The organism is Pseudomonas sp. SED1, assembly GCF_034044025.1.
In the GTDB taxonomy this organism is placed as follows: Bacteria; Pseudomonadota; Gammaproteobacteria; order Pseudomonadales; family Pseudomonadaceae; genus Aquipseudomonas.
The window spans coordinates 34,763-60,513 of the sequence record NZ_JAXCIS010000050.1 but is presented as its reverse complement, the minus strand read 5'-3'; the positions used below and the strand labels follow the sequence as shown (position 1 = coordinate 60,513).

Annotated in this window: 23 protein-coding genes; 17 read left to right on the top strand and 6 right to left on the bottom strand. The window is 61.3% G+C overall.

Features of this window, described 5'->3' with window-relative positions:
* Positions 1–223 precede the first annotated feature (223 nt).
* The 6 genes from SNL23_RS06925 (at position 224) to SNL23_RS06900 (ending at position 7,463) form a co-directional block, all read left to right on the top strand.
* Positions 224–832 (top strand): YqiA/YcfP family alpha/beta fold hydrolase, encoded by a 609-nt coding sequence (locus SNL23_RS06925; RefSeq protein ID WP_318301896.1) that lies wholly within the window; start codon positions 224–226, stop codon positions 830–832.
* A gap of 44 nt (positions 833–876) precedes the next feature.
* Positions 877–2,781, top strand: a complete 1,905-nt coding sequence (parE, locus tag SNL23_RS06920; protein WP_076018076.1) for a DNA topoisomerase IV subunit B — start codon at positions 877–879, stop codon at positions 2,779–2,781.
* Positions 2,781–3,785, top strand: coding sequence for an esterase-like activity of phytase family protein (locus tag SNL23_RS06915; protein ID WP_076018075.1), 1,005 nt, complete (start codon positions 2,781–2,783; stop codon positions 3,783–3,785). Before parE ends, SNL23_RS06915 begins: the two co-directional genes overlap by 1 nt.
* Positions 3,782–4,303: a retropepsin-like aspartic protease family protein gene (locus tag SNL23_RS06910; RefSeq protein ID WP_318301895.1), complete on the top strand. Its 522-nt coding sequence runs from the start codon at positions 3,782–3,784 to the stop codon at positions 4,301–4,303. Before SNL23_RS06915 ends, SNL23_RS06910 begins: the two co-directional genes overlap by 4 nt.
* A 10-nt stretch (positions 4,304–4,313) precedes the next feature.
* Positions 4,314–6,578 carry a DNA topoisomerase IV subunit A gene (gene parC / locus SNL23_RS06905; RefSeq protein ID WP_318301894.1) on the top strand — a complete coding sequence of 755 codons (2,265 nt, stop codon included), beginning with the start codon at positions 4,314–4,316 and terminating at the stop codon, positions 6,576–6,578.
* Between the two features lie 177 nt (positions 6,579–6,755).
* On the top strand, positions 6,756–7,463 hold the full coding sequence (locus SNL23_RS06900; protein WP_076018072.1) for a PqiC family protein: 708 nt from the start codon (positions 6,756–6,758) through the stop codon (positions 7,461–7,463).
* Positions 7,464–7,631: 168 nt separating this feature from the next.
* Here SNL23_RS06900 and SNL23_RS06895 read toward each other — a convergent pair whose 3' ends face one another.
* Positions 7,632–9,164, bottom strand: coding sequence for an AhpA/YtjB family protein (locus SNL23_RS06895; protein WP_167664819.1), 1,533 nt, complete (start codon positions 9,162–9,164; stop codon positions 7,632–7,634).
* Between the two features lie 134 nt (positions 9,165–9,298).
* Here SNL23_RS06895 and serB point away from each other — a divergent pair, with 134 nt between their 5' ends.
* Positions 9,299–10,513: a phosphoserine phosphatase SerB gene (serB, locus tag SNL23_RS06890; protein WP_318301893.1), complete on the top strand. Its 1,215-nt coding sequence runs from the start codon at positions 9,299–9,301 to the stop codon at positions 10,511–10,513.
* A 120-nt stretch (positions 10,514–10,633) separates the two neighbouring features.
* On the opposite strand, the gene asd is transcribed toward serB, so the two are convergent.
* From asd to SNL23_RS06875, 3 genes are read right to left on the bottom strand one after another with little or no spacing between them, the layout of a single operon-like run.
* Positions 10,634–11,494, bottom strand: coding sequence for an archaetidylserine decarboxylase (gene asd, locus SNL23_RS06885; protein ID WP_318301892.1), 861 nt, complete (start codon positions 11,492–11,494; stop codon positions 10,634–10,636).
* 16 nt (positions 11,495–11,510) lie between these two features.
* A complete protein-coding gene (locus tag SNL23_RS06880) occupies positions 11,511–12,326 on the bottom strand; it encodes a rhodanese-like domain-containing protein (protein ID WP_076018068.1) in 816 nt (271 codons plus the stop codon).
* Positions 12,327–12,384: 58 nt separating this feature from the next.
* Positions 12,385–13,920, bottom strand: coding sequence for an HDOD domain-containing protein (locus tag SNL23_RS06875; RefSeq protein ID WP_318301891.1), 1,536 nt, complete (start codon positions 13,918–13,920; stop codon positions 12,385–12,387).
* A gap of 166 nt (positions 13,921–14,086) precedes the next feature.
* Here SNL23_RS06875 and motA point away from each other — a divergent pair, with 166 nt between their 5' ends.
* Positions 14,087–14,938 carry a flagellar motor stator protein MotA gene (motA, locus tag SNL23_RS06870; protein WP_076018066.1) on the top strand — a complete coding sequence of 284 codons (852 nt, stop codon included), beginning with the start codon at positions 14,087–14,089 and terminating at the stop codon, positions 14,936–14,938.
* 3 nt (positions 14,939–14,941) lie between these two features.
* The gene (motB, locus tag SNL23_RS06865) at positions 14,942–15,964 is read left to right on the top strand and encodes a flagellar motor protein MotB (RefSeq protein WP_076018065.1); all 1,023 of its coding nucleotides are present in this window, start codon (positions 14,942–14,944) and stop codon (positions 15,962–15,964) included.
* A gap of 155 nt (positions 15,965–16,119) precedes the next feature.
* Here motB and rsgA read toward each other — a convergent pair whose 3' ends face one another.
* The gene (gene rsgA, locus SNL23_RS06855) at positions 16,120–17,151 is read right to left on the bottom strand and encodes a small ribosomal subunit biogenesis GTPase RsgA (RefSeq protein ID WP_076018064.1); all 1,032 of its coding nucleotides are present in this window, start codon (positions 17,149–17,151) and stop codon (positions 16,120–16,122) included.
* 106 nt (positions 17,152–17,257) lie between these two features.
* Between rsgA and orn the strand changes: the two genes are divergently transcribed.
* Together orn and SNL23_RS06845 are read left to right on the top strand one after the other, a co-directional pair.
* A complete protein-coding gene (gene orn, locus SNL23_RS06850; RefSeq protein ID WP_076018063.1) occupies positions 17,258–17,800 on the top strand; it encodes an oligoribonuclease in 543 nt (180 codons plus the stop codon).
* 205 nt (positions 17,801–18,005) lie between these two features.
* Positions 18,006–18,623 (top strand): trimeric intracellular cation channel family protein, encoded by a 618-nt coding sequence (locus tag SNL23_RS06845; protein ID WP_173860422.1) that lies wholly within the window; start codon positions 18,006–18,008, stop codon positions 18,621–18,623.
* Here SNL23_RS06845 and queG read toward each other — a convergent pair.
* Positions 18,602–19,684, bottom strand: a complete 1,083-nt coding sequence (gene queG / locus SNL23_RS06840) for a tRNA epoxyqueuosine(34) reductase QueG (RefSeq protein WP_318301890.1) — start codon at positions 19,682–19,684, stop codon at positions 18,602–18,604. The two genes, SNL23_RS06845 and queG, sit on opposite strands and share 22 nt — an antisense overlap.
* Positions 19,685–19,746: 62 nt before the next feature.
* On the opposite strand from queG, the gene SNL23_RS06835 reads away from it, so the two are divergent.
* From SNL23_RS06835 to hfq, 6 genes are all read left to right on the top strand, one after another.
* Positions 19,747–20,607 (top strand): NAD(P)H-hydrate dehydratase, encoded by an 861-nt coding sequence (locus SNL23_RS06835; protein ID WP_318301889.1) that lies wholly within the window; start codon positions 19,747–19,749, stop codon positions 20,605–20,607.
* Positions 20,595–21,065 (top strand): tRNA (adenosine(37)-N6)-threonylcarbamoyltransferase complex ATPase subunit type 1 TsaE, encoded by a 471-nt coding sequence (gene tsaE / locus SNL23_RS06830; protein WP_076018059.1) that lies wholly within the window; start codon positions 20,595–20,597, stop codon positions 21,063–21,065. The genes SNL23_RS06835 and tsaE overlap by 13 nt, the downstream gene beginning before the upstream one ends.
* Before the next feature lie 3 nt (positions 21,066–21,068).
* The gene (locus SNL23_RS06825) at positions 21,069–22,502 is read left to right on the top strand and encodes an N-acetylmuramoyl-L-alanine amidase (protein WP_197680881.1); all 1,434 of its coding nucleotides are present in this window, start codon (positions 21,069–21,071) and stop codon (positions 22,500–22,502) included.
* Positions 22,503–22,516: 14 nt separating this feature from the next.
* On the top strand, positions 22,517–24,415 hold the full coding sequence (gene mutL / locus SNL23_RS06820) for a DNA mismatch repair endonuclease MutL (protein WP_173860421.1): 1,899 nt from the start codon (positions 22,517–22,519) through the stop codon (positions 24,413–24,415).
* Positions 24,415–25,386, top strand: coding sequence for a tRNA (adenosine(37)-N6)-dimethylallyltransferase MiaA (miaA, locus tag SNL23_RS06815; RefSeq protein WP_076018056.1), 972 nt, complete (start codon positions 24,415–24,417; stop codon positions 25,384–25,386). The genes mutL and miaA overlap by 1 nt, the downstream gene beginning before the upstream one ends.
* Positions 25,387–25,480: 94 nt before the next feature.
* Positions 25,481–25,744: an RNA chaperone Hfq gene (gene hfq, locus SNL23_RS06810; RefSeq protein ID WP_003217515.1), complete on the top strand. Its 264-nt coding sequence runs from the start codon at positions 25,481–25,483 to the stop codon at positions 25,742–25,744.
* Positions 25,745–25,751: the final 7 nt, after the last annotated feature.

Here is a 25,751-nt window from a genome sequence, read left to right as displayed (position 1 = left end):
AAAGCCGGAGTGAGGGCACACCGAGCATTAGCGAGGTGCCGAGTGGTGGGGCAAGAGCGTTTTGCTTACTTTTGCGCTGTTCAAAAGTGAGCCGCTGTAAGAGCGGAACCAATAGTCGCCGTTACAAAAATAACGGATATACACCCAGAAACCCCGCTAGAGCCTAGCCCCCAAGTTCCCTGTAAACTGCCCCCTCTTTAAGCCGCCCCCCAGAGGACCCGGAATGTCCGCATCGATCTTGTATATCCACGGCTTCAACAGCGCTCCTGCCTCCAACAAGGCCAGCCAGTTGATCACCGTGATGGACAGCCTCGGTCTGGCCGACCAGTTGCGCGTGCCGGCCCTGCATCATCACCCCCGCCAGGCGATCCCCCAGTTGGAGGCGGCTATCCGTGACCTCGGAAGGCCACTGCTGGTAGGCAGCTCCCTCGGCGGCTACTATGCAACCCATCTTGCCGAACGCCATGGCCTCAACGCCTTGCTGGTCAACCCGGCAGTCAGCCCTCATCGGATGTTCAACGGATACCTGGGCACCCAGAAGAACCTCTACACCGATGAAACCTGGGAATTGACCCACGACCACGTTGCGGCCCTGGCCGAGCTGGAAGTGCCGGCACCCCAGGACGCCCAGCGTTATCAGGTGTGGTTGCAGACCGGCGATGAAACACTGGATTATCGGCTCGCCCAGCAGTATTACCGAGCCTGTGCCTTGCGCATCCAGGCCGGTGGCGACCACGGTTACCAAGGCTTCGCCCAGCAGTTACCGGCGCTGTTGAGTTTTGCCGGCATTGGCGCAGATCAGTACCAATCCTTCGATTTCACCGCATTGTGAAACCGCAGGTTACTTTTTAATCGAACGACTCACGACGAGACCCCATGGCCACTCCCAGCGCTAGCTCTTATAACGCCGACGCCATCGAAGTCCTCTCGGGCCTCGACCCGGTGCGCAAACGCCCCGGTATGTACACCGACACCAGTCGGCCGAACCACCTTGCCCAGGAAGTCATCGACAACAGCGTCGACGAAGCCTTGGCCGGGCACGCCAAGTCGGTACAAGTCATCCTTCACGCCGACCATTCCCTGGAAGTGTCCGACGATGGTCGCGGCATGCCGGTGGACATTCACCCGGAAGAGGGTGTGTCGGGCGTCGAGCTGATCCTCACCAAGCTGCACGCCGGCGGCAAGTTCTCCAACAAGAACTACCAGTTCTCCGGTGGCTTGCACGGTGTGGGTATCTCCGTGGTCAACGCCTTGTCGAACCACGTGCGGGTCAAGGTCAAGCGCGACGGCAATGAGTACCAGATGACCTTCGCCGATGGCTACAAGGCCACCGACCTGGAAGTGATCGGTACCGTCGGCAAGCGCAACACCGGCACCAGTGTGTACTTCGCGCCGGACCCGAAATATTTCGATTCGCCCAAGTTCTCCATCAGCCGCCTCAAGCACGTGCTCAAGGCCAAGGCCGTACTGTGCCCGGGCCTGCTGGTCAGCTTTGAAGACAAAGGCACCGGCGAAAAGGTCGAGTGGCACTACGAAGACGGCCTGCGCTCCTACCTGGAAGACTCCGTCAGCGAATTCGAACGCCTGCCCAACGAGCCGTTCTGCGGCAGCCTGGCCGGTAATAAAGAAGCCGTGGATTGGGCCTTACTGTGGCTGCCGGAAGGTGGCGACAGCGTTCAGGAAAGCTACGTCAACCTGATCCCGACCGCCCAGGGCGGTACCCACGTCAACGGTTTGCGTCAGGGCTTGCTGGATGCCATGCGCGAATTCTGCGAATACCGCAGCCTGTTGCCACGGGGTGTGAAGCTGGCGCCGGAAGACGTCTGGGAGCGGATCGCGTTCGTCCTGTCGATGAAGATGCAGGAGCCGCAATTCTCCGGCCAGACCAAGGAACGCCTGTCGTCCCGTGAGGCTGCAGCGTTTGTCTCTGGTGTGGTCAAGGACGCTTTCAGCCTGTGGCTCAACGAACACCCTGAATTGGGCCTGGCCCTGGCAGAGCTGGCGATCAACAACGCCGGCCGCCGCCTGAAGGCCAGCAAGAAAGTCGAACGCAAGCGCATTACCCAGGGCCCGGCACTGCCGGGCAAGCTGGCGGACTGCGCCGGGCAAGACCCGATGCGTTCCGAGCTGTTCCTGGTGGAAGGTGATTCCGCCGGCGGTTCCGCCAAGCAAGCGCGGGATAAGGAATTCCAGGCGATCCTGCCCCTGCGCGGCAAGATTCTTAACACCTGGGAAGTCGACGGCAGCGAAGTGCTGGCCAGCCAGGAAGTGCACAACATCGCCGTCGCCATCGGTGTCGATCCGGGCTCGGCCGATATCGCCCAACTGCGCTACGGCAAGATCTGCATCCTCGCCGACGCCGACTCCGACGGCCTGCACATTGCGACTTTGCTTTGCGCGTTGTTCGTCCAGCATTTCCGCCCGTTGGTGGATGCCGGTCACGTCTACGTCGCCATGCCGCCGCTGTTCCGCATCGACCTGGGCAAAGAGATTTTTTACGCCCTGGACGAAGCCGAGCGTGATGGCATTCTCGACCGCCTGGTGGCGGAGAAGAAGCGTGGCAAGCCTCAGGTCACCCGATTCAAAGGTCTGGGTGAGATGAATCCGCCGCAACTGCGAGAAACCACCATGGACCCGAACACCCGGCGCCTGGTGCAATTGACCCTGGAAGATTTCGCCGCCACTTCTGAAATGATGGACATGTTGCTGGCGAAGAAGCGTGCACCGGATCGCAAGAGCTGGCTGGAGTCCAAGGGCCACTTGGCCGAGGTTGTGGGCTGATGCGCAGCAGTTTCGCCCTGGCGATTCTGTTGTTGAGCGGGTTGGCGGCCACCTCGGTGGTCGCGGCGCCTGTGGCTGAGCTGAAGCTGTTGTCGGAACACCCGGTGGAAGGCATGCGCGGCGGTAACCTGTCGGGCCTGGCCTTATGCGGTAACGAATTGTGGACAGTCTCCGATCGCGATGACGACCAGATCTACCGGCTCGATACCGCTGGTGATGTCTGGAAAGCAGAGAAATACGGGATTGACGTGCCGCCGGTGCCGGAGTCGGGTTTGCCCTTTGGCCTGCGCTCACGCACCAAGGCAGCTGCGTTGATTCGTGGCGGCGACCTGGATTTTGAAGGCATCAGCTGCGATGCGGCGGGCAACCGTTACATCGTCAGTGAGGCTCACGCGGCGGTTCTCAGGGTGCCTTTCTCCGCAGAACACGGTGATACGGAGTGGCTGAAGATCGCCCCGGGCATGGTTCGCGAAGCTCGGGCCAGTGGCATGTTGCTGCACTTCAATGCGTTGTTTGAAGGCATCGTGGTGAACCCGGAAGGCAATCAAATCTGGCTCGCGGCAGAGCGTGAGCGGCGCGGGCTGATCTCCATCAAGCGCCCGCAAACCCTTTGGGATTGTGATGGCCCTTGTGTGTTGCTGAGCGAGGCCGGCCAGGAGATGCAGCCGGCGCAGTTCCCGGGCGCCAAGGCGGTGTCCAAGGACTTTGCCGATTTGGCGCTGTTCAATGGCAAGCTGTTTACCCTGGAGCGCAATGCGTTTCAGGTGTGTCGCCGGGATGCGGTCACGGCCCAGGTGGAGTTGTGCTGGTCGTTTGCCGATGAAGCGCTGACGCCGAATCGGCGTTATGCCCAGGCCTATGGGTTGGCCGAAGCCTTGGTGGTGGACGCTGACGGTGCCTGGATCGGCATCGACAATAACTTCGGCGCCCGCGCCGATGGCGAAAAGCGGCCGGTGGTCTATCGTTTCGCCGCCCCTGCGGGTGGCTGGAGCGCCAAGCCATGAGTGCGCAACCACCCGGCAAGCGCGCCGGCCGTGTGTTGATGTTCGTCGCGTGGGGCGCGGGATTGTTTTTGACGACACGATTTTTTGGGCAGTGGGAAGCGCGTCAGGAAAATCCCAATGCCGTGGTGACCTCGGAGCAACACGAGGGTTACATCGAAGTCAAACTGCTGGGCAACGGCCAAGGGCATTTCGTCGCCACTGGCCAGATCAACGGCCAGCCGGTGCAGTTCATGCTCGACACCGGGGCCACCGACGTGGCGGTTCCGGCTGAATTGGCTGACCGTCTCGGGCTTAAACGCGGCATGCCGGTTGGTGTGAGTACGGCCAACGGGCGAACCCAGGGCTTCCGGACCGAACTGGGCCGCTTGCAACTGGGCGATATCGTTCTGCAGGACGTGCGCGCCCTGGTGGTGCCAGGGTTGGGCGACGAACAGGTATTGCTGGGCATGAGTGCTTTGAAACAACTTGAATTTACCCAGCGCAGCGGCACCTTGCTGCTGCGCCAGACCAAACAATGATGAGGCCCGCATGAGTGACATCCTTGCAGACAGCTTAGACGGCGTAGAACGCCGGTCGCTGGCTGACTTCACCGAAAGTGCCTACCTCAACTACTCCATGTACGTGATCATGGACCGTGCCTTGCCGCATATCGGCGACGGCCTGAAGCCCGTACAGCGGCGCATTATCTATGCGATGAGTGAGTTGGGCCTGGACGCGGACTCCAAGCACAAGAAGTCGGCGCGTACCGTCGGTGACGTGCTCGGTAAGTTCCACCCCCACGGCGACTCGGCGTGCTACGAAGCCATGGTGCTGATGGCCCAGCCGTTCAGCTATCGCTACACGCTGGTGGATGGCCAGGGTAACTGGGGTGCGCCGGATGATCCCAAGTCCTTCGCCGCCATGCGTTACACAGAAGCACGCTTGTCGCGGTATTCGGAAGTGCTGCTCAGCGAACTGGGCCAGGGCACGGCCAACTGGGGCCCGAACTTTGACGGTACCCTTGACGAACCGTTGGTGTTGCCAGCACGTTTGCCGAATATCCTGCTCAATGGTACCACCGGCATCGCCGTGGGCATGGCCACTGACGTGCCGCCCCACAACCTGCGGGAAGTGGCCAGCGCCTGTGTGCGCCTGCTGGATGAGCCGAAGGCTACGGTCGAGCAGCTCTGCGAACATATCCAGGGCCCGGACTACCCGACCGAAGCGGAAATCATCACGCCTCGCACAGATCTGCTGAAAATCTACCAGACCGGTAAAGGCTCGGTGCGCATGCGCGCGGTGTACCACATCGAAGATGGCGACATCATCGTCACCGCGCTGCCGCACCAAGTGTCCGGCGCCAAGGTGCTGGAGCAGATTGCCGCGATGATGCAGGCCAAGCCGTCGAAGCTGCCGCAAGTCGCCGACCTGCGTGACGAGTCCGACCACGAGAACCCGTGCCGCATCGTGATCATCCCGACCAACAGCCGGGTCGACCACGAAGTGCTGATGCAGCACTTGTTCGCCAGCACGGAGCTGGAGTCCAGCTACCGGGTCAACGTCAATATCATCGGCCTGGACGGCAAGCCGCAGTTGAAAAACCTGCGGGCATTGCTGGTGGAATGGCTGGAGTTCCGGGTGCAGACCGTGCGTCGCCGCCTGCAATTCCGCCTGGACAAGGTCGAGCGCCGCCTGCACCTGTTGGACGGCTTGCTGATTGCCTACCTCAACCTGGATGAAGTGATCCACATCATCCGTACCGCCGAACACCCGAAGGCCGAACTGATCGCGCGCTTTGAACTCAGCGAAATCCAGGCTGACTACATCCTCGACACCCGTCTGCGTCAGTTGGCGCGGCTGGAAGAGATGAAGCTGCGCGACGAACAGGACGCGCTGCTCAAGGAACAAGCCAAACTCCAGGCCCTGCTGGGCAGCGAAGCCAAGCTGAAGAAGCTGGTACGCACCGAGCTGATCAAAGACGCCGAAACCTATGGCGACGACCGCCGTTCGCCGATTGTCGAGCGCGCTGAAGCCAAGGCCCTGACTGAAACCGAGCTGCTGCCTAACGAGAAAATTACCGTCGTTCTGTCGGAAAAGGGTTGGGTTCGCTCAGCCAAAGGGCATGATATTGACGCTACCGGCCTGTCGTACAAGGCCGGCGACGGTTTCAAAACCGCTGCGGCGGGGCGTTCCAACCAGTTTGCGGTGTTTATCGACTCCACCGGTCGCAGTTATTCGGTGCCGGCGCATACGTTGCCGTCGGCGCGGGGGCAGGGTGAACCGTTGACCGGGCGCCTGACACCGCCGCCGGGTGCGAATTTTGAGTGCGTGCTGCTGCCGGACGATGATTCGCTTTACGTCATCGCCTCCGATGCGGGTTACGGCTTCGTGGTCAAGGGTGAAGACCTGCAGGCCAAGAACAAGGCGGGCAAGGCGTTGTTGAGCCTGCCGAACAACGCCAAGGTAATCCTGCCGCGTCCGGTGGAAGACCGTGAAGGCAATTGGCTGGCATCGGTGACCACCGAAGGGCGCCTGCTGGTGTTCAAGATCAGCGATTTGCCGCAGTTGGGCAAAGGCAAGGGCAACAAGATCATTGGTATCCCCGGGGAGCGGGTGGCCAGTCGCGAAGAGTACGTGACCGACATCGCAGTGATCCCGGAAGGCTCGACCCTGGTGTTGCAGGCCGGCAAGCGCACGTTGTCACTGCGCCCTGACGACCTCGAACACTACAAGGGAGAGCGAGGGCGTCGTGGCAATAAACTGCCGCGCGGCTTCCAGCGAGTGGATGCTTTACTGGTGGAAACACCGGTTTAACGCGATATAGAGCGCCCGATCTACGATTTAACCCGTAGATCGACGCTTTCGCGCTGGAGTCATGGCGCATATTCACGGATGATATGGCCTTTCCAGCGCCGGCGTGGCTGAGCGCGTATAGGTTATTTTTAAGTATTACATTGTGGTTCGCCTTGTGGCAGCCACCTGGATGGGATGATGACTGCTCCGCGCCTTCCTTTATTTTTGTTGCTCGCTGGCGTTTTGGGCCTGGCGGGTTGCAGCACACATCAACCTGTGTCGCTGTATCAGCTGGACAGTGGAAGTCCGGCTCAGCCTGCACAAAGTGCCGGCATGGCCGTATTGCTTGGCCCGGTTGTGGTGGCCGACTACCTGCAACGTGAAACCCTGCTGCAACGTCAGAACGACGGCAGCCTGCAAGGTTCCACCGATGGTCGCTGGGCCGGTAGCCTGTCGTCCGACATCAATCAGTTGATGTTGCGCCAGGTGGCTGGCCATCTGGACAGCCAGCGTGTGGTATTGGCGCCGGCGCCGTTGGGTTTTGCCCCAGACGTACAGGTGCTGCTGACCATTACGCGGCTGGACTCGGGCGTTTCGCAGCCCGCGATCCTCGACGCGCAGTGGCGCTTGATCGACCGCCGCGGCCAGGTGCGGGATAACCGCATCGTGCACTTGCAGGAAGAACACGCCGGCAGCACCGCGTCCCAGGTCCAGGCCCAGGGTGTGTTGCTGCAGCATTTGGCTGAGCAGCTGTCCATCGCTCTCAAGCCATTGGCCAATCAGCCGGCGGTTGCAGAGGCGCCACGCAAACAGGCCCCGGCGCAGCCCAAGGCTGCGGCACCGGAGAAGCCGAAGATGCCGATGGCCGTGCCGATTCGTACGGATATGGAAGTGTTCAGGTTCTGACCTGGCATACCAACGAAAAGGCCCCCCTGTAGGAGCGAGCTTGCTCGCGAAAAACACAAGAGCGACACGTTTTACCAGTACGCCACCCGGAGCAAGCTCGCTCCTACAGAGAGCCAATAAAAAGCCCGCCAATGAGTGATCATTGGCGGGCTTTTTTATGGCTTAGGGTTAGTTCTTCGCCCGCGTCTCATGCATCCGCGCCAGCTGGCGCTCAAGCATCGACGGGTAAGGCTCCATCAACCGCTCCACACAGCACGCACCCTCAGGGCTGGCAATCGGGCGGATCCGCGCACGCTGGCGAATCAGCACGTCGTCACTGATCTTGCGCTCCACCAGCAGCAGGTTGCGGCTGTGTTGCGACAAGGCCAGGGCGTCCTGGGCAATCTCGGTCAGCAGCAGATCAATCTGGCTCATGCCATACAGATCGTCACCCACCGTCAGGCCCAGTTGCAGCTGCAAGGTGATGCCGCTGTCGGCCACTTCGATCTGCAGCGCATGGCCCAGGGCCCGCAGCAGCTCACCGCAGCAGATGGCGTTGGTCAGGTAGTCTTCGCCGCTGTCTTCGCTGTGGAACAGCATCAACGTGCTGCCATCGTTCAGGGTGTGCAACTCGCTCTGATACAGCGAGGCAGCCTGGTCGAGGCAATCACGATAGCGCTCCAGCAACTCCGTCAGGCGTGCCCGCGGCAAGCGGCGCAGTTGGTCCTGTGCGCCCAACTGCACGGCCAATACGGCGCTGTGCTGGGGCTGGGTGCTGCGCACAGGTGCCGGTTGCGGCACGGTGGTCGTTGGCGCTGAGTTGTCGCGAAGATCGGCGAACGGGTCTTCTTCGTCCAGTTCGTCTTCTTCGGCCTTGATCACCTGACGGGCTGCCGGCTTGAGACCGGCCACCGGCGCGGACTCGTCGAAGCTTGGGTCGCGCAGGTTGCGCACTTCAAACTCGGGCTCGTCGTCTTCGTACTCGGTGTCGTCGAACTCGGGCTCGGGTTCAACCTCGGGCACCACGGGCTCCGGCGCGAAGCTGGTGTGCAGCTGGCGGGCGAGGTCGCCGATTTCGTCCTGGCGGTCGGTGGCCGGGGTGTGCTCGTCGATATCCCGCAGCCAGATGCGCAGTTGCATCAGTGGCGTGGAGATATGCCGGCCCAGGCGCAGGCTCAAGGCCAGGGACAGGGCCAGCAGGATCGCACTCAATATACCCATGCTTTGCAGGCTGATGGTCATCGGCTGCTGGAACTGTTGCATGTCCAGGCTGATGCGCAGTTGGCCGGCCTTCACGTCCTGAAACGTGATATTGCTCTGGTACAGGCCTTCGGCTTCACCCAGCAGGCCGTTTTTCGGGCGTTGCCCGGCTTCGGCCATGATCCGGTTGTCCACGCTATAGATAGCGGCGTGGGCCACCAGCGGGTTCTTGGTCAGGTTGTTGAGCAGCACATTGAGGCTGAGGATGTCGTTGGACACCAACAACTCAGTCGCCGAGGTGGCGGTCTGGGTGGTCAGGCTCTCGCCCAGGGCGTCGGCCTGCTCATGCATGGCCTGCTTGAACTGCAAACCCATCACGCAGGCGTAGATGACCAGGGCCAGAGCGACCAGGATCACGTTATGGCTGGCGATGCGTAATGCGATCGGTACACGGCGGTGGCGCAGTGCCCGGAAGATCAGCAGGAAGAAGTTATCGGTTTTTACTGGCGTGGGCCGGTTCACTTAAGCTCGGCTCTTTAGTCCGTGAAGTTGACGCGCAGTATAGCGACAGGCCCAAGACCGGCAAAGCGCTGGCTGTGCCCGATGGTCACTGAAAGTGGGTAGAATGCGGTTTTTTTCCAGCTCGGGGGTGCGCTTTGCGCGAAATTGTCCTGATTAACATCACAGGTGAAGACCGTCCGGGTCTCACCGCAGCCATTACCGGTGTTCTGGCCCAGGGTGGTGTGAACATTCTCGACATCGGCCAGGCGGTGATTCACGACACGCTGTCGTTCGGCATCCTGGTGGAAATTCCCAGCACCGAGCAGGCCTCTTCCGTGCTCAAGGACATCCTGTTTACGGCGTATAAGCTCGATCAACAGGTGCGTTTCACCCCGGTGTGTGAAGAGGATTACCAGAGCTGGGTGGCCGGCCAGGGCAAGAAACGCCATATCGTGACGCTGTTGACCCGCAAGGTGACGGCTGAGCAATTGCAGCGGGTCAGTTCGATCACAGCTCAGTACGGTTTGAATATCGACCATATTGACCGTCTGTCGGGTCGCATGCCGTTGGACACGCCAGCGGACAAGGGCAAGGGCTGCATCGAGTTCTCCGTACGCGGTGAGCCGGCAGATCCTCAGGCCCTGCGTGCCGAATTCCTGAGCGTTGCCCAGGAACTGAACGTCGATATCGCCTTCCAGGAAGATTCGCTGTTCCGTCGCAACCGTCGCCTGGCGGTGTTCGACATGGATTCGACGCTGATCGAAGCCGAAGTCATCGACGAGTTGGCCAAGGCTGCCGGTGTCGGTGAGCAAGTCTCGGAAATCACCGAGCGTGCCATGGCCGGTGAGCTGGATTTCCGTGCCAGCTTCAAGGAGCGCCTGGCGCTGCTCAAGGGGCTGGATGTGAGTGTGCTGGACTCCATCGGTGCTTCCCTGCGACTGACCGAAGGCGCCGAAACCCTGTTCGCCGAACTCAAGCGCCTGGGCTACAAGACTGCGATCCTGTCGGGCGGCTTCACCTACTTTGCCAAGCAATTGCAGGCCAAGCTGGGCATCGACTATGTGTTCGCCAACGAGCTGGAAGTGGTGGACGGCAAGGTGACGGGCGTGGCGGTGGAGCCGATTGTCGACGCACAGCGTAAAGCTGACTTGCTGCGGGAATTGGCACACAAGGAAGGGTTGCGTCTGGAGCAGACCATTGCGGTCGGCGACGGGGCGAATGACTTGCCGATGCTGGCGATTGCCGGGTTGGGTGTGGCGTTTCGTGCCAAGCCGCTGGTCAAGCAGTCGGCCAAACAGGCGATTTCGACTTTGGGGCTGGATGGCGTGCTGTACCTGCTGGGCTTCCGCGACCGCGACGGTCAGCTCTGAAGATCGTTCCCACGCTTTGCGTGGGAACGCCGCCCTGGACGCTCCGCGTCCGATTTTGAGGTTGGGACGCGGAGCGTCCCGGGATGCATTCCCACGCGGAGCGTGGGAACGATCGTTGGGTTAGGCTTTCGGCAAACCCATGCCCTGGCCCATCTGCACCGGCGTCCCCGCGCGCATTTCTGCCGACCATGTCACCTGGTCCGGCCCAAACAGCACGATTGCCGTCGAACCCAACTTGAAGCGTCCCAGCTCCGCGCCTTTTTCCAGGTAAATCGGCCCGCGGGCAGCTTCGTCGTAGCGGAAGGTTTTCAGTTCGCGCTTCGGCGGTGTAACCAGGCCGGCCCATACGGTTTCAATCGACGCCACGATCATCGCGCCCACCAACACCACAGCCATCGGGCCACGTTCGGTGTCGAAAATGCAGGCAACACGCTCGTTACGTGCAAACAGCTCCGGCACGTTTTCGGCGGTGGTCTGGTTCACCGAGAAGATGCGGCCAGGGATGTAGACCATTTCCCGCAGGGTGCCGGCCAGTGGCATGTGCACCCGGTGGTAGTCCTTCGGCGACAGGTAGACCGTGGCGAAATCACCGCCCATGAATGGCGCAGCCACCGCCGAATCGCCACCGAGCAATTCCAGCACGCTGAAGCTGTGGCCCTTGGCCTGGAATACCCGACCATGTTCAATCGGGCCCAACTGGCTGACGGCGCCGTCGGCCGGGCTCAACACCGCGCCTGGAGTTTGATCCAGCGGGCGTGCGCCGTCTTTCAGGGCGCGGGTGAAGAAGGCGTTGAAGTGCTCGTAAGCGGTCACGTCTTCAACCAGGGCCTGGGACATGTCCACTTGATAGCGCTTGGCGAACCAGGTGGTGAACGCATTCTTGAACCAGCGCACGCGGCATTCGGCAATGCAGCCGGCCAGACGCGACAGCAGGTGGTGGGGCAGCAAGTACTGGCTGAGGATGAACAACTGCTTTTTCATTAACTGTCCTTAAACCTTAAATCTCAACGGGGGTGTCGGGGTGGTTGCCCCATTCGCCCCAGGAACCGGCATAACCTTTGACTCGCGGATAACCGAGCGCCTTGGCCACCAGGTAGGTGAAGCCAGAACGGTGGTGAGTCTGGCAGTGGGTGATGATTTCTTTGTCCTTGGTCAGCCCTAGGTCTTCGAGGATCTGCGGCATGTCGCGGCGGATGCGCAGTTGGCGGGCCTTGTCCATGCCGGCGGTCCATTCGAAGTTCACCGCGCCCGGGATGTGTCCACCCTTGGCCGCGAGGACTTTCTCCCCGGAGTATTCCAGCGGGCCGCGAGCATCCCAGATGCCCAGGTCGGCAGCGCCGAGGCGGCTTTGCAGGTACTCGCGGGTGGCGGTGGGTTCTTCATGCAACGTCAGGCTGACCGGGCCGCCGGCGCTGGCCGGTACCTCGGTGGACACGGGGTGTTTTTCTTCCAGCCACGCCAGCAGGCCGCCGTCGAGGTAGTGGTATTTCTTGTGGCCGATGACGTCGAGCATCCAGATGAATCGCCCGGCCCAGCCGCCGCCTTCGTCGTCGTACACCACGTAGGTGGCATCCGGGGTGTGGCCCAGTTCGCCGAACAGCTTTTCCAGATCAGCCTTGCCCGGCAGCAGGCCCGGCGCTGGCGCCTGTCCCAGTTGGGTGCGCTTGGGGTCGACAAAGCGTGCGCCGGGGATATGCCCTTCGGCGTAACGCGCGGCGCTGGTGAGGTCCACCAGAATCAGGTGTTCTGCATCAAGGCGACCGAGCAGGTCGCTGGCCTCGATAACCAGCGGCAAGCCAGAGAAGTCAGGCATGTGAGGTCTCCTGGGCATAAAAGTTGGGCGCTAAAGGAGGGCGATTGTAGCGCAAGCTTCAGGCGCTGCGGTTGGTAAAGCTGTGCAGGGCCTTTTCGATGCATTGGGCGGTTTTGCCGAAGGCCTGCACGGTGGTTTCCGAGAACGGCCCGCCACCCTGGTCGGCCACCATCAGCATCACCACCCGGCCATTGCAACTCAGGGAGCGCAGCAGCAGATGTTCGCCCTTGAACAGGCGGCGCAGTTGCGCAGGCAGGAGTGCCGAGAACTGAGCATGGTTGTCGGGGTTGAGGCGCACCTGGGCGGACTTGGCCAGCAGGCGTTGCAGCAGGGTGCTTTGTGTCGCGTCGAGGCTCAGGTGGTCGGCGTCCTTGGGCAGGCCGTCGACTTGATGCACCCGCAAGGCGCTCAGGGTTTTGTCCGCCATCAGCAACATCACCCGTTGCATGCCGCAGGCCACGAGGGCTTCCTTGGCGCAGGTGGTCAGGTGCATGGCGTTGGCAAAGCGGCTCGGCTCTACCAGCAATTCGGTGCAGCGCTTGCGCCAGATCGCCAGGGATTCGGCGGTGGGCGGCGGTGCCGGCAGCAACCCGTGGTGAACGCGCTGCACATCCCAGGGCCAGATCAACGACAACGCCGGGTGCCACAGGTCGCGCATGAGGGTGTTGCGGGCACTGATCGCTGCGTGTTGGTGAGACTGTTGTTGCACCTCGGCCAGCGATTGTTGCAAGTAAAGCGCGGTCAGGTATTGCCATCGTTGGGTGTGCGGGCAGGTCCACGACTCCTGCGCCGCCAGCGCCAGGCCGTTGGCCAACAGCACGGTATTCGCCGGCTGATTCAGCCAGCGGCGCAGGTTCGGGTCGGCATCCAGCAACTGCTGTTGGCGCAACGGCTCGTCTTCGCGGGCGATGCGCAGCGCCTTGGCCAGCAAACGCTGTTCCGTCAGCAGCAACGTATAACCCTGGGACACCCAGATCGGCAGGCGCCAGGCCTCGGTCAATCCCAGGCACAGGTCCAGCAGGCGTACGCCAAATAATTCCTGTTCGACTGTGCGGGCCGATTCGCCCTTGTGAATCACCCGCAGCTCCCATTCTTCCAACAGCTTGGGGTACGCAATCGCCATCGGCCACAGCGGCGAAAGAAACAGCAGGCTGCCCCAGTGGATGTCCTGCCACAGCCGCGCCAGGCGGCTGGCGAAGAGCCCGCTGGCTTGTTGCGATGCGTGTTGGCTGATCATCTGCAATTGGCGCAGGGCCACGGGGATTTCATTCAGTGGCACTGAAAGCAAGCGCGACAGCAGTTCCTCGGTGCGTTTGAGGCCGAGGCGATTGATCGCCACTTCGAGGTTTTCCGCCGGTTCCGCCAGGCTGCCGTGGGCCTGGTTATTCGCCTCGCGCATCACGCTGAGGACCAGTGCCGGGCTGTTCTGCATCAGCTCCGCAATATCGCGCAACGAACTACGGTTGTCGCCGATGGCCTTGCAGACCCGGTCGTGGCTCGCCTGTGGAACAGGCAAGAGCACATCGTCCAGACGCTTTATCCAAGCGGCCAGCGTCGTGGGTTTTTGAGGTGGGACTGTCGTTTCATTTGCCATGATTGGGGCGCGATCATCACTTGCGGTCAACACGCCCGGGACGGGCCGAACTGGTTTTTCGCCATAACGAGCTATAGTCTGGCGCAGATTTGCCGATAAGTAGAACAAGAGTTTTCAACTCTTGCGAATATGACCCTGAACCCGACGGCGCAAGTACTCATCCCCTATGGCTAAAATTATCGGCATCATCGTCGTCATCGCGAGCGTGCTCGGCGGATACGTCCTTTCCCACGGCAAGATTGCGGCGCTGATCCAGCCCTTCGAAGTGCTGATTATCGGCGGTGCGGCGTTCGGTGCATTCCTGCAAGCCAACCCTGGCTACATGACCATGCACGTGATCAAGAAGTCGCTGGGCATGTTCAGCTCGCGCTTCTCCCACACCTTCTACCTGGAAGTGCTGGGGTTGATCTACGAGATCCTCAACAAGAGCCGCCGCGAAGGCATGATGGCCATCGAAGGCGACATCGAGGACGCTTCGGCGAGCCCGATTTTCGCCAAGTACCCGGCGGTGCTTAAAGACGAGCGCATGACCGCCTACATCTGTGATTACCTGCGCATCATGTCGTCCGGCAACATGGCGCCCCATGAGCTGGAAGGCCTGTTCGACATGGAACTGTTCAGCCTCAAGGAAGAGCTGGAACACCCTTCCCACGCCGTGACCGGCATCGCCGATGGCATGCCCGGTTTCGGTATTGTTGCGGCGGTTCTCGGGATCGTGGTGACCATGGCCTCCCTCGGCGAAGGCGACCAGAAGGCCATCGGCATGCACGTGGGTGCGGCACTTGTGGGTACCTTCTTCGGTATTCTCGCGGCCTATGGTTTCTTCGGCCCGCTGGCCACTTCCCTGGCCCACGATGCCAAGGAAGAAGTGAATTTGTACGAAGCGATCAAGGCGTGCCTGGTGGCTTCGGCTTCCGGCATGCCGCCTTCGCTGGCGGTGGAGTTCGGGCGCAAGGTTCTGTATCCGAAGCACCGTCCAAGCTTCGCTGAGCTGGAACAAGCGGTTCGCGGTCGCTAAGCCATGGAAAACAACCAGCCGATCATCATCAAGCGCGTCAAGCGCTTCGCTGCGGGGCACCATGGCGGCGCCTGGAAAATCGCCTTCGCCGACTTTGCGACGGCGATGATGGCGTTCTTCCTGGTGCTGTGGCTGATGTCCACTGCCACGCCGGAACAGAAGATCGCCATCGCCGGTTACTTCAAGGACCCCATCGGTTTCTCCGAGAGCGGCACGCCTTTTGTGATCGACCTCGGTGGTTCGCCGCAACTGGCGCCCGAGCGCACCATCAATCCTGAAATCAAGACCGACTCGCCCCAGGAAAAAATTCCGATCGAGCGCGATACCGTCGAGGCCATGGCTGATCAGGTTGAGCAGGAACGCCTCGAGCTGTTGCTGCAAGAGCTGCAAACCAAGGTTGAGGAAAACCCGCAACTGCTGAAGTTCAAGGACCAGATTTCCTTCGAAATCACGCCAGATGGCTTGCGCATCCAGATCACGGACGCCGCCAACCGGCCGATGTTCGACTCTGGCAGCGCGCGGTTGAAGCCGTACTTTGAAGACATCCTGCTGGCCATGGCCGACACCATCAAGGCCGTGCCGAACAAGATCAGTATCAGTGGCCACACCGACGCCAAGCCATATGCAGGGCAGGGCGACTTCGGTAACTGGGAGCTCTCGGCCAACCGGGCCAATGCCGCGCGTCGTGCACTGGTCGCGGGTAGCTATCCGGACCCGCAAGTGGCACGGGTGGTGGGGTTTGCTTCCTCGCAGCTGTTTGATCCCAAGGATCCGTTCAACCCGATCAACCGACGCATTGATATCGTCGTGCTGACCAAAAAGGCCCAGCGTGCGATTGAAGGTGACCCGCCCGTCACGACGCCGGTACCGACCCCGGGTGACGGTGCGCCGGGCGAAGTGCCGGCAGACCCGAACGCACTGCCGCCCGAGCAGGAGCCGTTGCCGGCCCATGAGCTGCGGCAGAAGCTGAACCTGTTTGATGACGGTGGAATGAAGGATCCGACTCAACCTGCCACTGGCTCGTAAGCCGGACACAAAAAGGCCGCGATGATCGCGGCCTTTTTGTATCTGCTACATCCTGTAGGAGCGAGCTTGCTCGCGATGGACGTTAACGATGACGCGTGCTCTCTGAATGCACGCGGCGCCCTCACGCTTTTCGCGAGCAAGCTCGCTCCTACCTGTTAATAGCTGGTCTCGGGCAAGCTGGCGATGATCGAGCGATAGCTGTTCATCCGCTGCTGCTGCACGCGGCCGTCTTCCAGTGCCTTGAGCAGGGCGCAACCCGGCTCGCGGTCATGTTTGCAGTCGCGGAAGCGGCAGGTGCCGATCAAGTCGTTGAACTCGATAAAGCCCGCTTCAACATCGGCACGGCTCACATGGCCCAGGCCGAATTCACGAATGCCCGGGGAGTCGATCAGTTCACCGCCGCCCGGGAAGTGGAACAACCGTGCAGTGGTGGTGGTGTGGGTGCCCTGGCCGGACAGCTCCGACAATGGACCCACACGGGTTTCGACTTCCGGCAACAAGCTGTTGACCAGGGACGACTTGCCCACACCCGACTGGCCGACGAACACGCTGATGCGTCCATCCAGTTCAGTCTGCAATTGCTCCATGCCATTGCCGTGATGCGCCGAGACTTCCAGCACCGGGTAGCCGAGGGTGCGGTACACCGCCAGCAGCGCGTTGAGCGCCGGGGCGTTCTGCTCGTCGATCAGGTCGAATTTGTTCAGCAGCAACAGCGGGCGAATGCCGGCGTGTTCGGCGGCTACCAGGTAGCGGTCGATCAGGTTGGCATGGGGCTCGGGCAGTGGCGCGAAGACGATGACGATCATGTCGACGTTGGCCGCCACCGGCTTGAGCTGGCCGCGGCTGTCGGGGCGACGCAGTTCGGTGGTTCGCGGCAACTGGGCGACGATGACGCCGATGCCCTGGTTGCCAGCACGCCATACCACCCGGTCGCCGGTCACCAGTGCAGGCAGGTTCGCGCGCAAGTGGCAACGGAATACCTGGCCGGCGTGGTCGCCTTCTGTGGCCTCGACTTCGACCTGCACACCGAAGTGCGCGATCACCAGCCCCGTTTGCTCGGGGCCCAGGTCGCCGCCCTCAAGCGCTTCCACGGCGGAGGACTCACGTTTGGCGGCGCGAGCAGCGCGTTCGCCCTGAATCTTTTCGATGCGCCAGTTTTGGCGACGGTTGAGCTGGCGTTTGGCCATTGGTGTTCCGTGTCGATAATGCAAAGGTTAGGTAAAACGGTCGCGAGTCTAGCACGCCCTGCCTGCTAAACTGCGCAGCTACGCCAAGGTGCCAAGGAACCACGACATGCAAAACCCACAGAACCTGATTTGGATCGATCTGGAAATGACCGGTCTGAACCCTGACACCGACGTCATCATCGAGATGGCGACCATTGTCACCGACAGCAACCTCAACACCTTGGCCGAAGGTCCGGTGATTGCCATTCACCACAGCGATGCTGTGTTGGCCACCATGGACGAGTGGAACACCCGCACCCACGGCAACTCGGGCCTGACCCAGCGCGTGCGCGACAGCCGCGTGAGCATGGCCGAGGCTGAAGCGCAAACCATCGCCTTCCTGGAAAAGTGGGTGCCCAAGGGCAAGTCGCCGATCTGCGGCAACAGCATTTGCCAGGATCGCCGCTTTCTTTATACCCACATGAAAGCGCTGGAAAGCTACTTCCACTACCGCAACCTGGACGTGTCGACCTTGAAGGAACTGGCCGCGCGCTGGGCGCCGGAAGTCAAAGACAGCTTCCATAAAGGCAGCACCCACCTGGCGCTGGACGATATTCGCGAGTCGATTGCCGAGCTGCAGCATTACCGCAAGCATTTCATCAAGTTCTGATTTGAGTCGTGGTGAAGAGCTGTTGTGGCGAGGGAGCTTGCTCCCGCTGGGCTGCGAAGCAGCCCTGAAAAATGGGACTGCTGCGCAGTCCAACGGGAGCAAGCTCCCTCGCCACATTAGGACGAGCTTTAAGCTCTTGAGGGCTCGCCCCCTTTTGGTGCCATCACCAAATGATTAGACTGCGCGCCTCTTTGCAAGGATCGCCATCATGCTGCTGATGCTCTACCTCGTCGCCATTACCGCCGAAGCCATGACGGGCGCCTTGTCCGCCGGGCGGCGGGGCATGGATTGGTTCGGTGTGGTGCTGATCGCCTGTGTGACGGCACTGGGCGGCGGTTCGGTGCGTGACGTGTTGCTCGGCCACTACCCGCTGACCTGGGTCAAGCACCCGGAATACCTGGTGCTGACCTCCATCGCAGCTCTGGTGACAATCTTCATCGCCCCACTGATGCGCCACCTGCGCTCGCTGTTCCTCGCGCTGGACGCCGTCGGTCTGGTGGCCTTTACCCTGATCGGTTGCATGACCGCCCTGGAAATGGGCCACGGCATGCTGGTGGCGTCGGTCAGCGGTGTGATCACTGGGGTATTCGGCGGCATCCTGCGGGACATCTTCTGCAACGACATCCCGCTGATCTTCCGCCGCGAGCTGTACGCCAGCGTCTCGTTCCTGGCCGCCTGGTTCTACATGCTGTGCATCTATCTGGAGCTGCCCAGCGAGCAATCGATCCTGCTGACGCTGTTCAGCGGCTTTCTATTGCGTCTGTTGGCGATCCGCTTCCATTGGGAAATGCCCAAGTTCGTCTACAACGACGACGTGCACTGACGTTCGGCGTGCTGGTTCAGCGCCCATTCCACATGTTCGCGCACCAGTTCCGACGGGTACTCCCTTCGCGCCTTCAACGCTTCCAGCACCGGAATGCTTGACGGCGCATTGCCCAGGCCCACCGCCAGGTTACGCAGCCAGCGTTCATAGCCGGCGCGGCGCAGGGGCGAGCCTTCGGTGCTGCTGAGAAATTTGTCTTCGTCCCACATGAACAATTCGGCCAGTTCTGCGTTATCCAGATTGTGCCGTGGCTTGAAATCACCTTCGTCGGTAGGCCGGGCGAAACGATTCCACGGGCAAACGATCTGACAGTCATCACAGCCGAATACCCGGTTGCCGATCAGTGGGCGCAGGTCTTCTGGGATCGCGCTTTTCAGCTCGATGGTCAGGTAGGAAATGCAGCGTCGGGCGTCCAGCACGTAGGGGCCGACGAAGGCGTTGGTCGGGCAGATGTCCAGGCAGGCGGTGCAACGACCACAGTGTTCGGTGGCGTGGGGTGGGTCGACCGGCAATGGCAGGTCGACAAACAACTCGCTCAGGAAGAAGTAGCTGCCTGCCTTGCGGTTGAGTACCAGGGTGTTTTTGCCGATCCAGCCCAGCCCGGCTTTTTCGGCGATGGCTTTTTCCAGCACCGGGGCGCTGTCGACAAACGCACGGAAGCCGAACGGGCCGATCTGCGCCTGAATCCGGTCGGCCAGTTGCTGCACGCGTTTGCGGATCAGCTTGTGATAGTCGCGGCCCAACGCGTAACGGGAGATGTAGGCTTTTTCGGGTTTGGCCAGCAATTGGGCCATTTGAGTGTCGCCGGGCAGGTAGTCCATGCGCAGCGACACCACGCGCAAGGTGCCGGGCACCAGTTCTTCCGGGTGTGAGCGCTTGCTGCCGTGGGCGCCCATGTAGTCCATTTCGCCGTGGTAGCCGGCGTCGAGCCAGCGCTGCAGGTGCTGCTCATGCTCGGCGAGGTCGAGGCCGCTGATGCCCACTTGTTGAAAGCCCAGCTCGCGGCCCCAGTCTTTGATCGATTGGGCGAGGGCGGGCAGGTCGTAGGTAATAGCAGGCATGAACAAGAGAAACCGCAGGTTAGATGCGTATAATTCTGCCAGACATCGGAGCTTGAAGACGCATGCCGCAGACAAAACACGAAATACCCGACGTTCAGCACCTGTTGCCCGGCCAATTGCCGCAACTCGCTGCGCGTTCCCCGGACGTCCATAAAGGCCAGTTCGGCCATGTATTGCTGATCGGTGGCGACCGGGGTTTTGGCGGCGCCGCCTTGCTCAGCGCCGAAAGTGCCCTGCGCAGTGGTGCCGGCATGGTTTCCCTGGCGACTCGCAGCGAGCACGTTGCAGCGGCGCTGGCGCGGTTGCCGGAAGTCATGACCGTGGGCGTGCACTCGGCCAATCAGTTGATGGGCTTGCTGGAAAAGATTTCCGTGATCGTCATCGGCCCGGGCCTGGGCGAAGCCTCTTGGGGCAAAAGCCTGCTGTCGGTAGCGGCCAACGCCAGGCAGCCGCAGGTCTGGGATGCCGACGCCTTGAACCTGCTGGCGACGGGCAGCGTCAGCTTGCCGGCCAATTGTGTGATCACTCCACATCCTGGCGAAGCCGCCCGCTTGATGGGCATTTCGACAGCCGAGGTTCAGGCCGACCGCCTTAACGTAGCGCGCGCGTTGAGTCAGAAATTCAATGCAGTAGCGATCCTCAAGGGCGAAGGCAGCTTGATCGCCAGCCCGGACGGCCGCGTTGCCCGCTGTGATCAAGGTCACCCGGCAATGGCGACGGCCGGCCTGGGCGACGTGTTGGCTGGCCTGGTCGGTGCTTTATTGGCTCAAGGCATGTCGGCATTTGATGCCGCCTGCCTGGCGGTCTGGCTGCATGCCACTGCCGGAGATCGCCAGGGCATCTATGGACGCGGGCTGGCCGCCAGTGACCTGATTCCTGCCATTCGTCAGTTACTGGAGGAGCAATCGCCGTGTCTGAAGTAGTCCTTTTCCTGTCCGATGAAGACGCCATGGTCGCGCTGGGCAACCGTATCGCCCAGGTGACGAAAGGCTCGGGTTTGATCTTTCTGGAAGGCGACTTGGGCGCCGGGAAAACCACCTTGTCCCGGGGCATCATTCGCGGGTTGGGGCATCAAGGTGCTGTGAAAAGCCCTACGTTCACTTTGGTAGAACCCTACGAAATTGGCGACGTACGAGCTTTCCACTTCGACCTGTATCGCCTGGTGGATCCCGAAGAACTGGAATACATGGGCATCCGCGATTACTTCGATGAAGACGCGTTATGCCTGATCGAGTGGCCAGATAAAGGCACAGGCTTTTTGCCAAAGCCGGACCTGACCATTACCATTACCCCGCATAAGCATGGACGTCAGCTGAAGTTGTTGTCCCAGAGCGCGCGCGGCGAGTCGTGGTGCGCCGCTTTGGCATTGGAATTCAAATAATTGATGGGGTTAGGTATGCGCTTTCGCGCGTTGGTTACTGTCGTAGGGGTGTTGCTTGCGGCAATGACTTTCAATGCACTGGCGGCCTCACAGGTGAAAAGTGTTCGCCTGTGGCGGGCACCGGATAACACGCGACTGGTATTCGACCTGTCTGGCCCGGTTCAGCACAGCGTCTTCACCCTTACGGCGCCCGATCGCCTGGTGATTGATATCAACGGTGCGACCCTGGCCGCGCCGTTGAAAGTCGCCATGGCCAATACCCCGATTACCGCGATGCGCTCGGCCCAACGTACGCCGACCGATCTGCGGGTGGTCATCGACCTGAAAAAGGCCGTGACCCCGAAAAGCTTCGTGCTGGCGCCCAACGCGCAATATGGCAACCGGCTGGTGGTCGACCTGTTCGACAACGCCGCCGATGCCGCGCCGCCGCCCGCGCCAACCCCAAGCGTTGCGACGATACCGGCGGTGCCGGTCAACCAGTCCCAGCCTCAGGTCAAATTGCCGCCACCACCACCTGCACCCGCGGGCAAGCGTGACATCATCGTGGTCATCGATGCCGGTCACGGCGGCGAAGACCCTGGAGCCTCCGGCTCGCGCGGCCAGCATGAAAAAGACGTGGTACTGGCCATCGCCCGCGAACTGCAGCGCCAGATCAATGGCATGAAAGGCTATCGCGCCGAGCTGACCCGTACCGGCGACTACTTTATTCCGCTGCGTGGCCGTACCGAAATCGCCCGCAAGAAGGGCGCCGACCTGTTCGTCTCGATCCACGCCGACGCCGCCCCTTCGGCTGCTGCGTTTGGTGCTTCGGTGTTTGCCCTGTCGGATCGCGGCGCCACTTCCGAGACCGCCCGCTGGCTGGCGGACAGTGAAAACCGTTCCGACTTGATCGGCGGGGCCGGCAACGTGTCCCTCGACGACAAGGACAAAATGCTCGCCGGCGTATTGCTCGACCTGTCGATGACCGCCTCGCTGACCTCCAGCCTGAACGTCGGGCAGAAAGTCCTGAGCAATATCGGTCGTGTCACTTCGCTGCATAAACAGCGCGTGGAGCAGGCCGGGTTCATGGTGCTCAAGTCGCCGGATATTCCGTCGATCCTGGTGGAAACCGGGTTTATCTCCAACTCCAACGAAGCCTCGAAACTGGCCTCTTCCAGCCACCAGCAGGCGTTGGCGCGTTCCATCAGCGCCGGTGTTCGCCAGTTCTTCCAGCAGAACCCGCCGCCGGGCACCTACATCGCCTGGCTGCGTGATTCCGGGAAGATCGCCCAGGGTCCGCGTGACCATCGCGTGCAACCGGGCGACACCCTGGCAATGCTGGCGGTGCGGTTCCAGGTGTCTGCGGCAACCTTGCGCAGTGCCAACAACCTGAAGACCGATGAACTGAAGGTCGGCCAGGTGTTGACCATCCCGGGCACTGAACTGGCGGCGCAATAATGAGCGAAACAGTCTTGAGCAACACTTCGCGCATTGAGCTGCTAAGCCCGCGCCTCGCCAACCAGATCGCGGCGGGCGAGGTGGTCGAGCGGCCAGCGTCGGTGATCAAGGAGTTGCTGGAAAACAGCATCGACTCCGGCGCCAAGCGCATTGACGTCGACGTTGAATTGGGCGGCGTCAAGCTGCTGCGGGTGCGCGACGACGGTAGCGGGATTTCCTCCGACGACCTGCCGCTGGCCCTGGCCCGTCACGCCACCAGCAAGATTCGCGACCTGGAAGACCTTGAGCGAGTGATGAGCCTTGGGTTTCGTGGTGAGGCCCTGGCTTCCATCAGCTCCGTGGCTCGCCTGACCCTGACGTCCCGCACCCGCGACGCCGATCAAGCCTGGCAGGTTGAAACCGAAGGTCGCGACATGGCGCCCCGAGTCCGGCCGGCTGCGCATCCGGTGGGCACCTCGGTGGAAGTGCGCGACCTGTTCTTCAACACCCCGGCCCGGCGCAAATTCCTCAAGGCCGAAAAAACCGAATTCGATCACTTGCAAGAAGTCATCAAGCGCTTGGCCCTGGCCCGTTTTGATGTGGCTTTCCACCTGCGCCATAACGGCAAGACCATCCTCAGCCTGCATGAGGCCCATGATGATGCGGCCCGTGCCCGGCGCGTCTCGGCTATCTGCGGCGCGGGGTTCCTGGAGCAGGCGCTGCCGATCGAGATCGAGCGCAATGGCCTGCGCCTTTGGGGTTGGGTGGGTTTGCCGACCTTCTCCCGTAGCCAGGCAGACTTGCAGTACTTCTTTGTGAACGGCCGGGCGGTGCGCGACAAACTGGTGGCCCACGCGGTGCGCCAGGCGTATCGCGACGTGCTGTTCAACGGGCGGCATCCGACGTTTGTGCTGTTTTTCGAGGTCGACCCGTCGGTGGTGGACGTTAACGTGCACCCGACCAAGCACGAAGTGCGCTTCCGTGACGGTCGCATGGTTCATGACTTCCTCTATGGCACGCTGCACCGCGCCTTGGGCGATGTGCGCCCCGATGATCATCTGGCCGCACCGATTGTCACGGCTGTCGTCCGTCCCTCGGGGCCGGAAGCCGGTGAGTTCGGGCCCCAGGGCGAAATGAGCCTGGCGGCCAACTTGCTGCAATCGCCGCAAGCCCAGCCGAGCTATACCGCTCCAGGCTCAGGTGCTGGCGCCGGCTATCAATACCAATACACGCCGCGCCCGCAATCAGCGTTGCCAGTCGCCGAAGCCCAGGCAGCCTATCGCGAGTTTTTTGCACCGCTGCCAGGCGCCGAGTCGGGGGCTGCCGCCTTGCCGGAAGGCCAGGGCGACGTGCCGCCGCTGGGTTACGCGTTGGCCCAGCTCAAGGGCATCTACATCCTTGCGGAAAACGCCCACGGCCTGGTGCTGGTGGACATGCACGCCGCCCACGAGCGGATCATGTACGAGCGCCTGAAGATCGCCATGGCCAGCGAAGGCCTTAGTGGCCAGCCGCTGCTGGTGCCGGAATCCCTGGCGGTCAGCCAGCGCGAGGCCGATTGCGCCGAAGAACACGTCAGCGTGTTCCAGAAGCTGGGCTTTGAGCTGCAACGCCTGGGCCCGGAAACCCTGGCTATCCGCCAGATCCCGGCTTTGCTCAAGCAGGCCGAGGCCAACCGGCTGGTGGCTGACGTACTGGCGGACTTGATGGAATACGGCACCAGCGACCGTATCCAGGCTCACATCAATGAACTGCTCGGCACCATGGCCTGCCACGGCGCCATCCGCGCCAACCGCCGGCTGGCCCTGCCGGAAATGAACGGTTTGCTGCGGGACATGGAAAACACTGAGCGCAGCGGCCAATGCAACCACGGCCGGCCGACCTGGACCCAGATGGGCCTGGACGATCTCGACAAATTGTTCTTGCGCGGCCGTTGATGAGTGCCTTGCCCCCCGCGATCTTCCTGATGGGCCCGACGGCCGCCGGCAAGACCGACCTGGCCATCGAGCTGACCAAGGTCTTGCCGTGCGAACTGATCAGTGTCGACTCTGCACTGGTTTACCGGGACATGGACATTGGCACCGCCAAGCCCTCAAAAGAGCTGCTGGCCCAGTATCCGCACCGGTTGATCGACATCATCGATCCCAGCGAGAGCTATTCGGCGGCGGATTTTCGCACCGATGCCCTGGCAGCCATGGCCGATATCACCGCGCGGGGCAAGATTCCGCTGTTGGTGGGCGGCACGATGCTCTACTACAAGGCGTTGCAGGAAGGTCTGGCTGATATGCCGCCGGCCGATCCACAGGTTCGTGCCGACCTTGAGGAAGAGGCTGCGCGCCTTGGCTGGCAGGCCTTGCACGACCAGTTGGCGGCTGTGGATCCGGTTTCCGCCGCGCGGATTCATCCCAATGACCCCCAGCGCCTGACGCGAGCCTTGGAAGTCTGGCGGGTCAGTGGCCAGACCATGACTGAACACAGGCTGAAACAAACTGCGCAAAGTGCTGAAGCAGGCGCCTCGGGACACTCACAATTGCCCTATACTGTGGCGAATCTGGCCATCGCTCCGACGGATCGCCAGGTGCTGCATGAACGAATTGCACAAAGATTCACAATTATGTTGGAACAGGGGTTTGTGGACGAGGTCGTAGCACTGCGTTCAAGAGGTGACCTGCATGCGGGGTTGCCTTCGATACGTGCTGTAGGCTACCGCCAAGTCTGGGATCATCTGGATGGCAAGCTGACGTCAGCCGAAATGCAGGAGCGCGGCATCATTGCCACGCGCCAATTGGCAAAACGCCAGTTCACATGGCTGCGCAGCTGGACTGATTTACACTGGTTGGACAGTCTGGATTGCGACAATCTGTCACGCGCCTTGAAATACTTGGGAACGGTCTCCATATTGAGCTGAGTCCTTGCAATTGCCGTCTATCCTTGGGGGTGTGACGGCCATAAGCTATCTATTTTCCGATTTTTTATTATTGATCCTTAAAGGAGTGCGGCACATGTCAAAAGGGCATTCGCTACAAGACCCTTACTTGAATACTTTACGTAAAGAGAAAGTTGGGGTTTCCATCTATCTGGTCAACGGTATCAAGCTGCAGGGCACGATTGAGTCGTTCGACCAGTTCGTGATCCTGCTGAAAAACACCGTAAGCCAAATGGTTTACAAGCACGCTATCTCGACCGTAGTGCCGGTTCGTCCGATTCGTCTGCCTAGCGCAACCGAAGAACAGGGTGACGCCGAGCCTGCACCAGGTAACGCCTGATAGGAGT

Coding starts and splice junctions, on each gene's coding strand:
- SNL23_RS06925 (WP_318301896.1), top strand. CDS start 224: ATGTCCGCATCGATCTTGTATATCCACGGCTTCAACAGCGCTCCTGCC.
- parE (WP_076018076.1), top strand. CDS start 877: ATGGCCACTCCCAGCGCTAGCTCTTATAACGCCGACGCCATCGAAGTC.
- SNL23_RS06915 (WP_076018075.1), top strand. CDS start 2,781: ATGCGCAGCAGTTTCGCCCTGGCGATTCTGTTGTTGAGCGGGTTGGCG.
- SNL23_RS06910 (WP_318301895.1), top strand. CDS start 3,782: ATGAGTGCGCAACCACCCGGCAAGCGCGCCGGCCGTGTGTTGATGTTC.
- parC (WP_318301894.1), top strand. CDS start 4,314: ATGAGTGACATCCTTGCAGACAGCTTAGACGGCGTAGAACGCCGGTCG.
- SNL23_RS06900 (WP_076018072.1), top strand. CDS start 6,756: ATGACTGCTCCGCGCCTTCCTTTATTTTTGTTGCTCGCTGGCGTTTTG.
- asd (WP_318301892.1), bottom strand. CDS start 11,494: ATGAAAAAGCAGTTGTTCATCCTCAGCCAGTACTTGCTGCCCCACCAC.
- SNL23_RS06880 (WP_076018068.1), bottom strand. CDS start 12,326: ATGCCTGACTTCTCTGGCTTGCCGCTGGTTATCGAGGCCAGCGACCTG.
- SNL23_RS06875 (WP_318301891.1), bottom strand. CDS start 13,920: ATGGCAAATGAAACGACAGTCCCACCTCAAAAACCCACGACGCTGGCC.
- motA (WP_076018066.1), top strand. CDS start 14,087: ATGGCTAAAATTATCGGCATCATCGTCGTCATCGCGAGCGTGCTCGGC.
- motB (WP_076018065.1), top strand. CDS start 14,942: ATGGAAAACAACCAGCCGATCATCATCAAGCGCGTCAAGCGCTTCGCT.
- rsgA (WP_076018064.1), bottom strand. CDS start 17,151: ATGGCCAAACGCCAGCTCAACCGTCGCCAAAACTGGCGCATCGAAAAG.
- orn (WP_076018063.1), top strand. CDS start 17,258: ATGCAAAACCCACAGAACCTGATTTGGATCGATCTGGAAATGACCGGT.
- queG (WP_318301890.1), bottom strand. CDS start 19,684: ATGCCTGCTATTACCTACGACCTGCCCGCCCTCGCCCAATCGATCAAA.
- SNL23_RS06835 (WP_318301889.1), top strand. CDS start 19,747: ATGCCGCAGACAAAACACGAAATACCCGACGTTCAGCACCTGTTGCCC.
- SNL23_RS06825 (WP_197680881.1), top strand. CDS start 21,069: ATGGGGTTAGGTATGCGCTTTCGCGCGTTGGTTACTGTCGTAGGGGTG.
- miaA (WP_076018056.1), top strand. CDS start 24,415: ATGAGTGCCTTGCCCCCCGCGATCTTCCTGATGGGCCCGACGGCCGCC.
- hfq (WP_003217515.1), top strand. CDS start 25,481: ATGTCAAAAGGGCATTCGCTACAAGACCCTTACTTGAATACTTTACGT.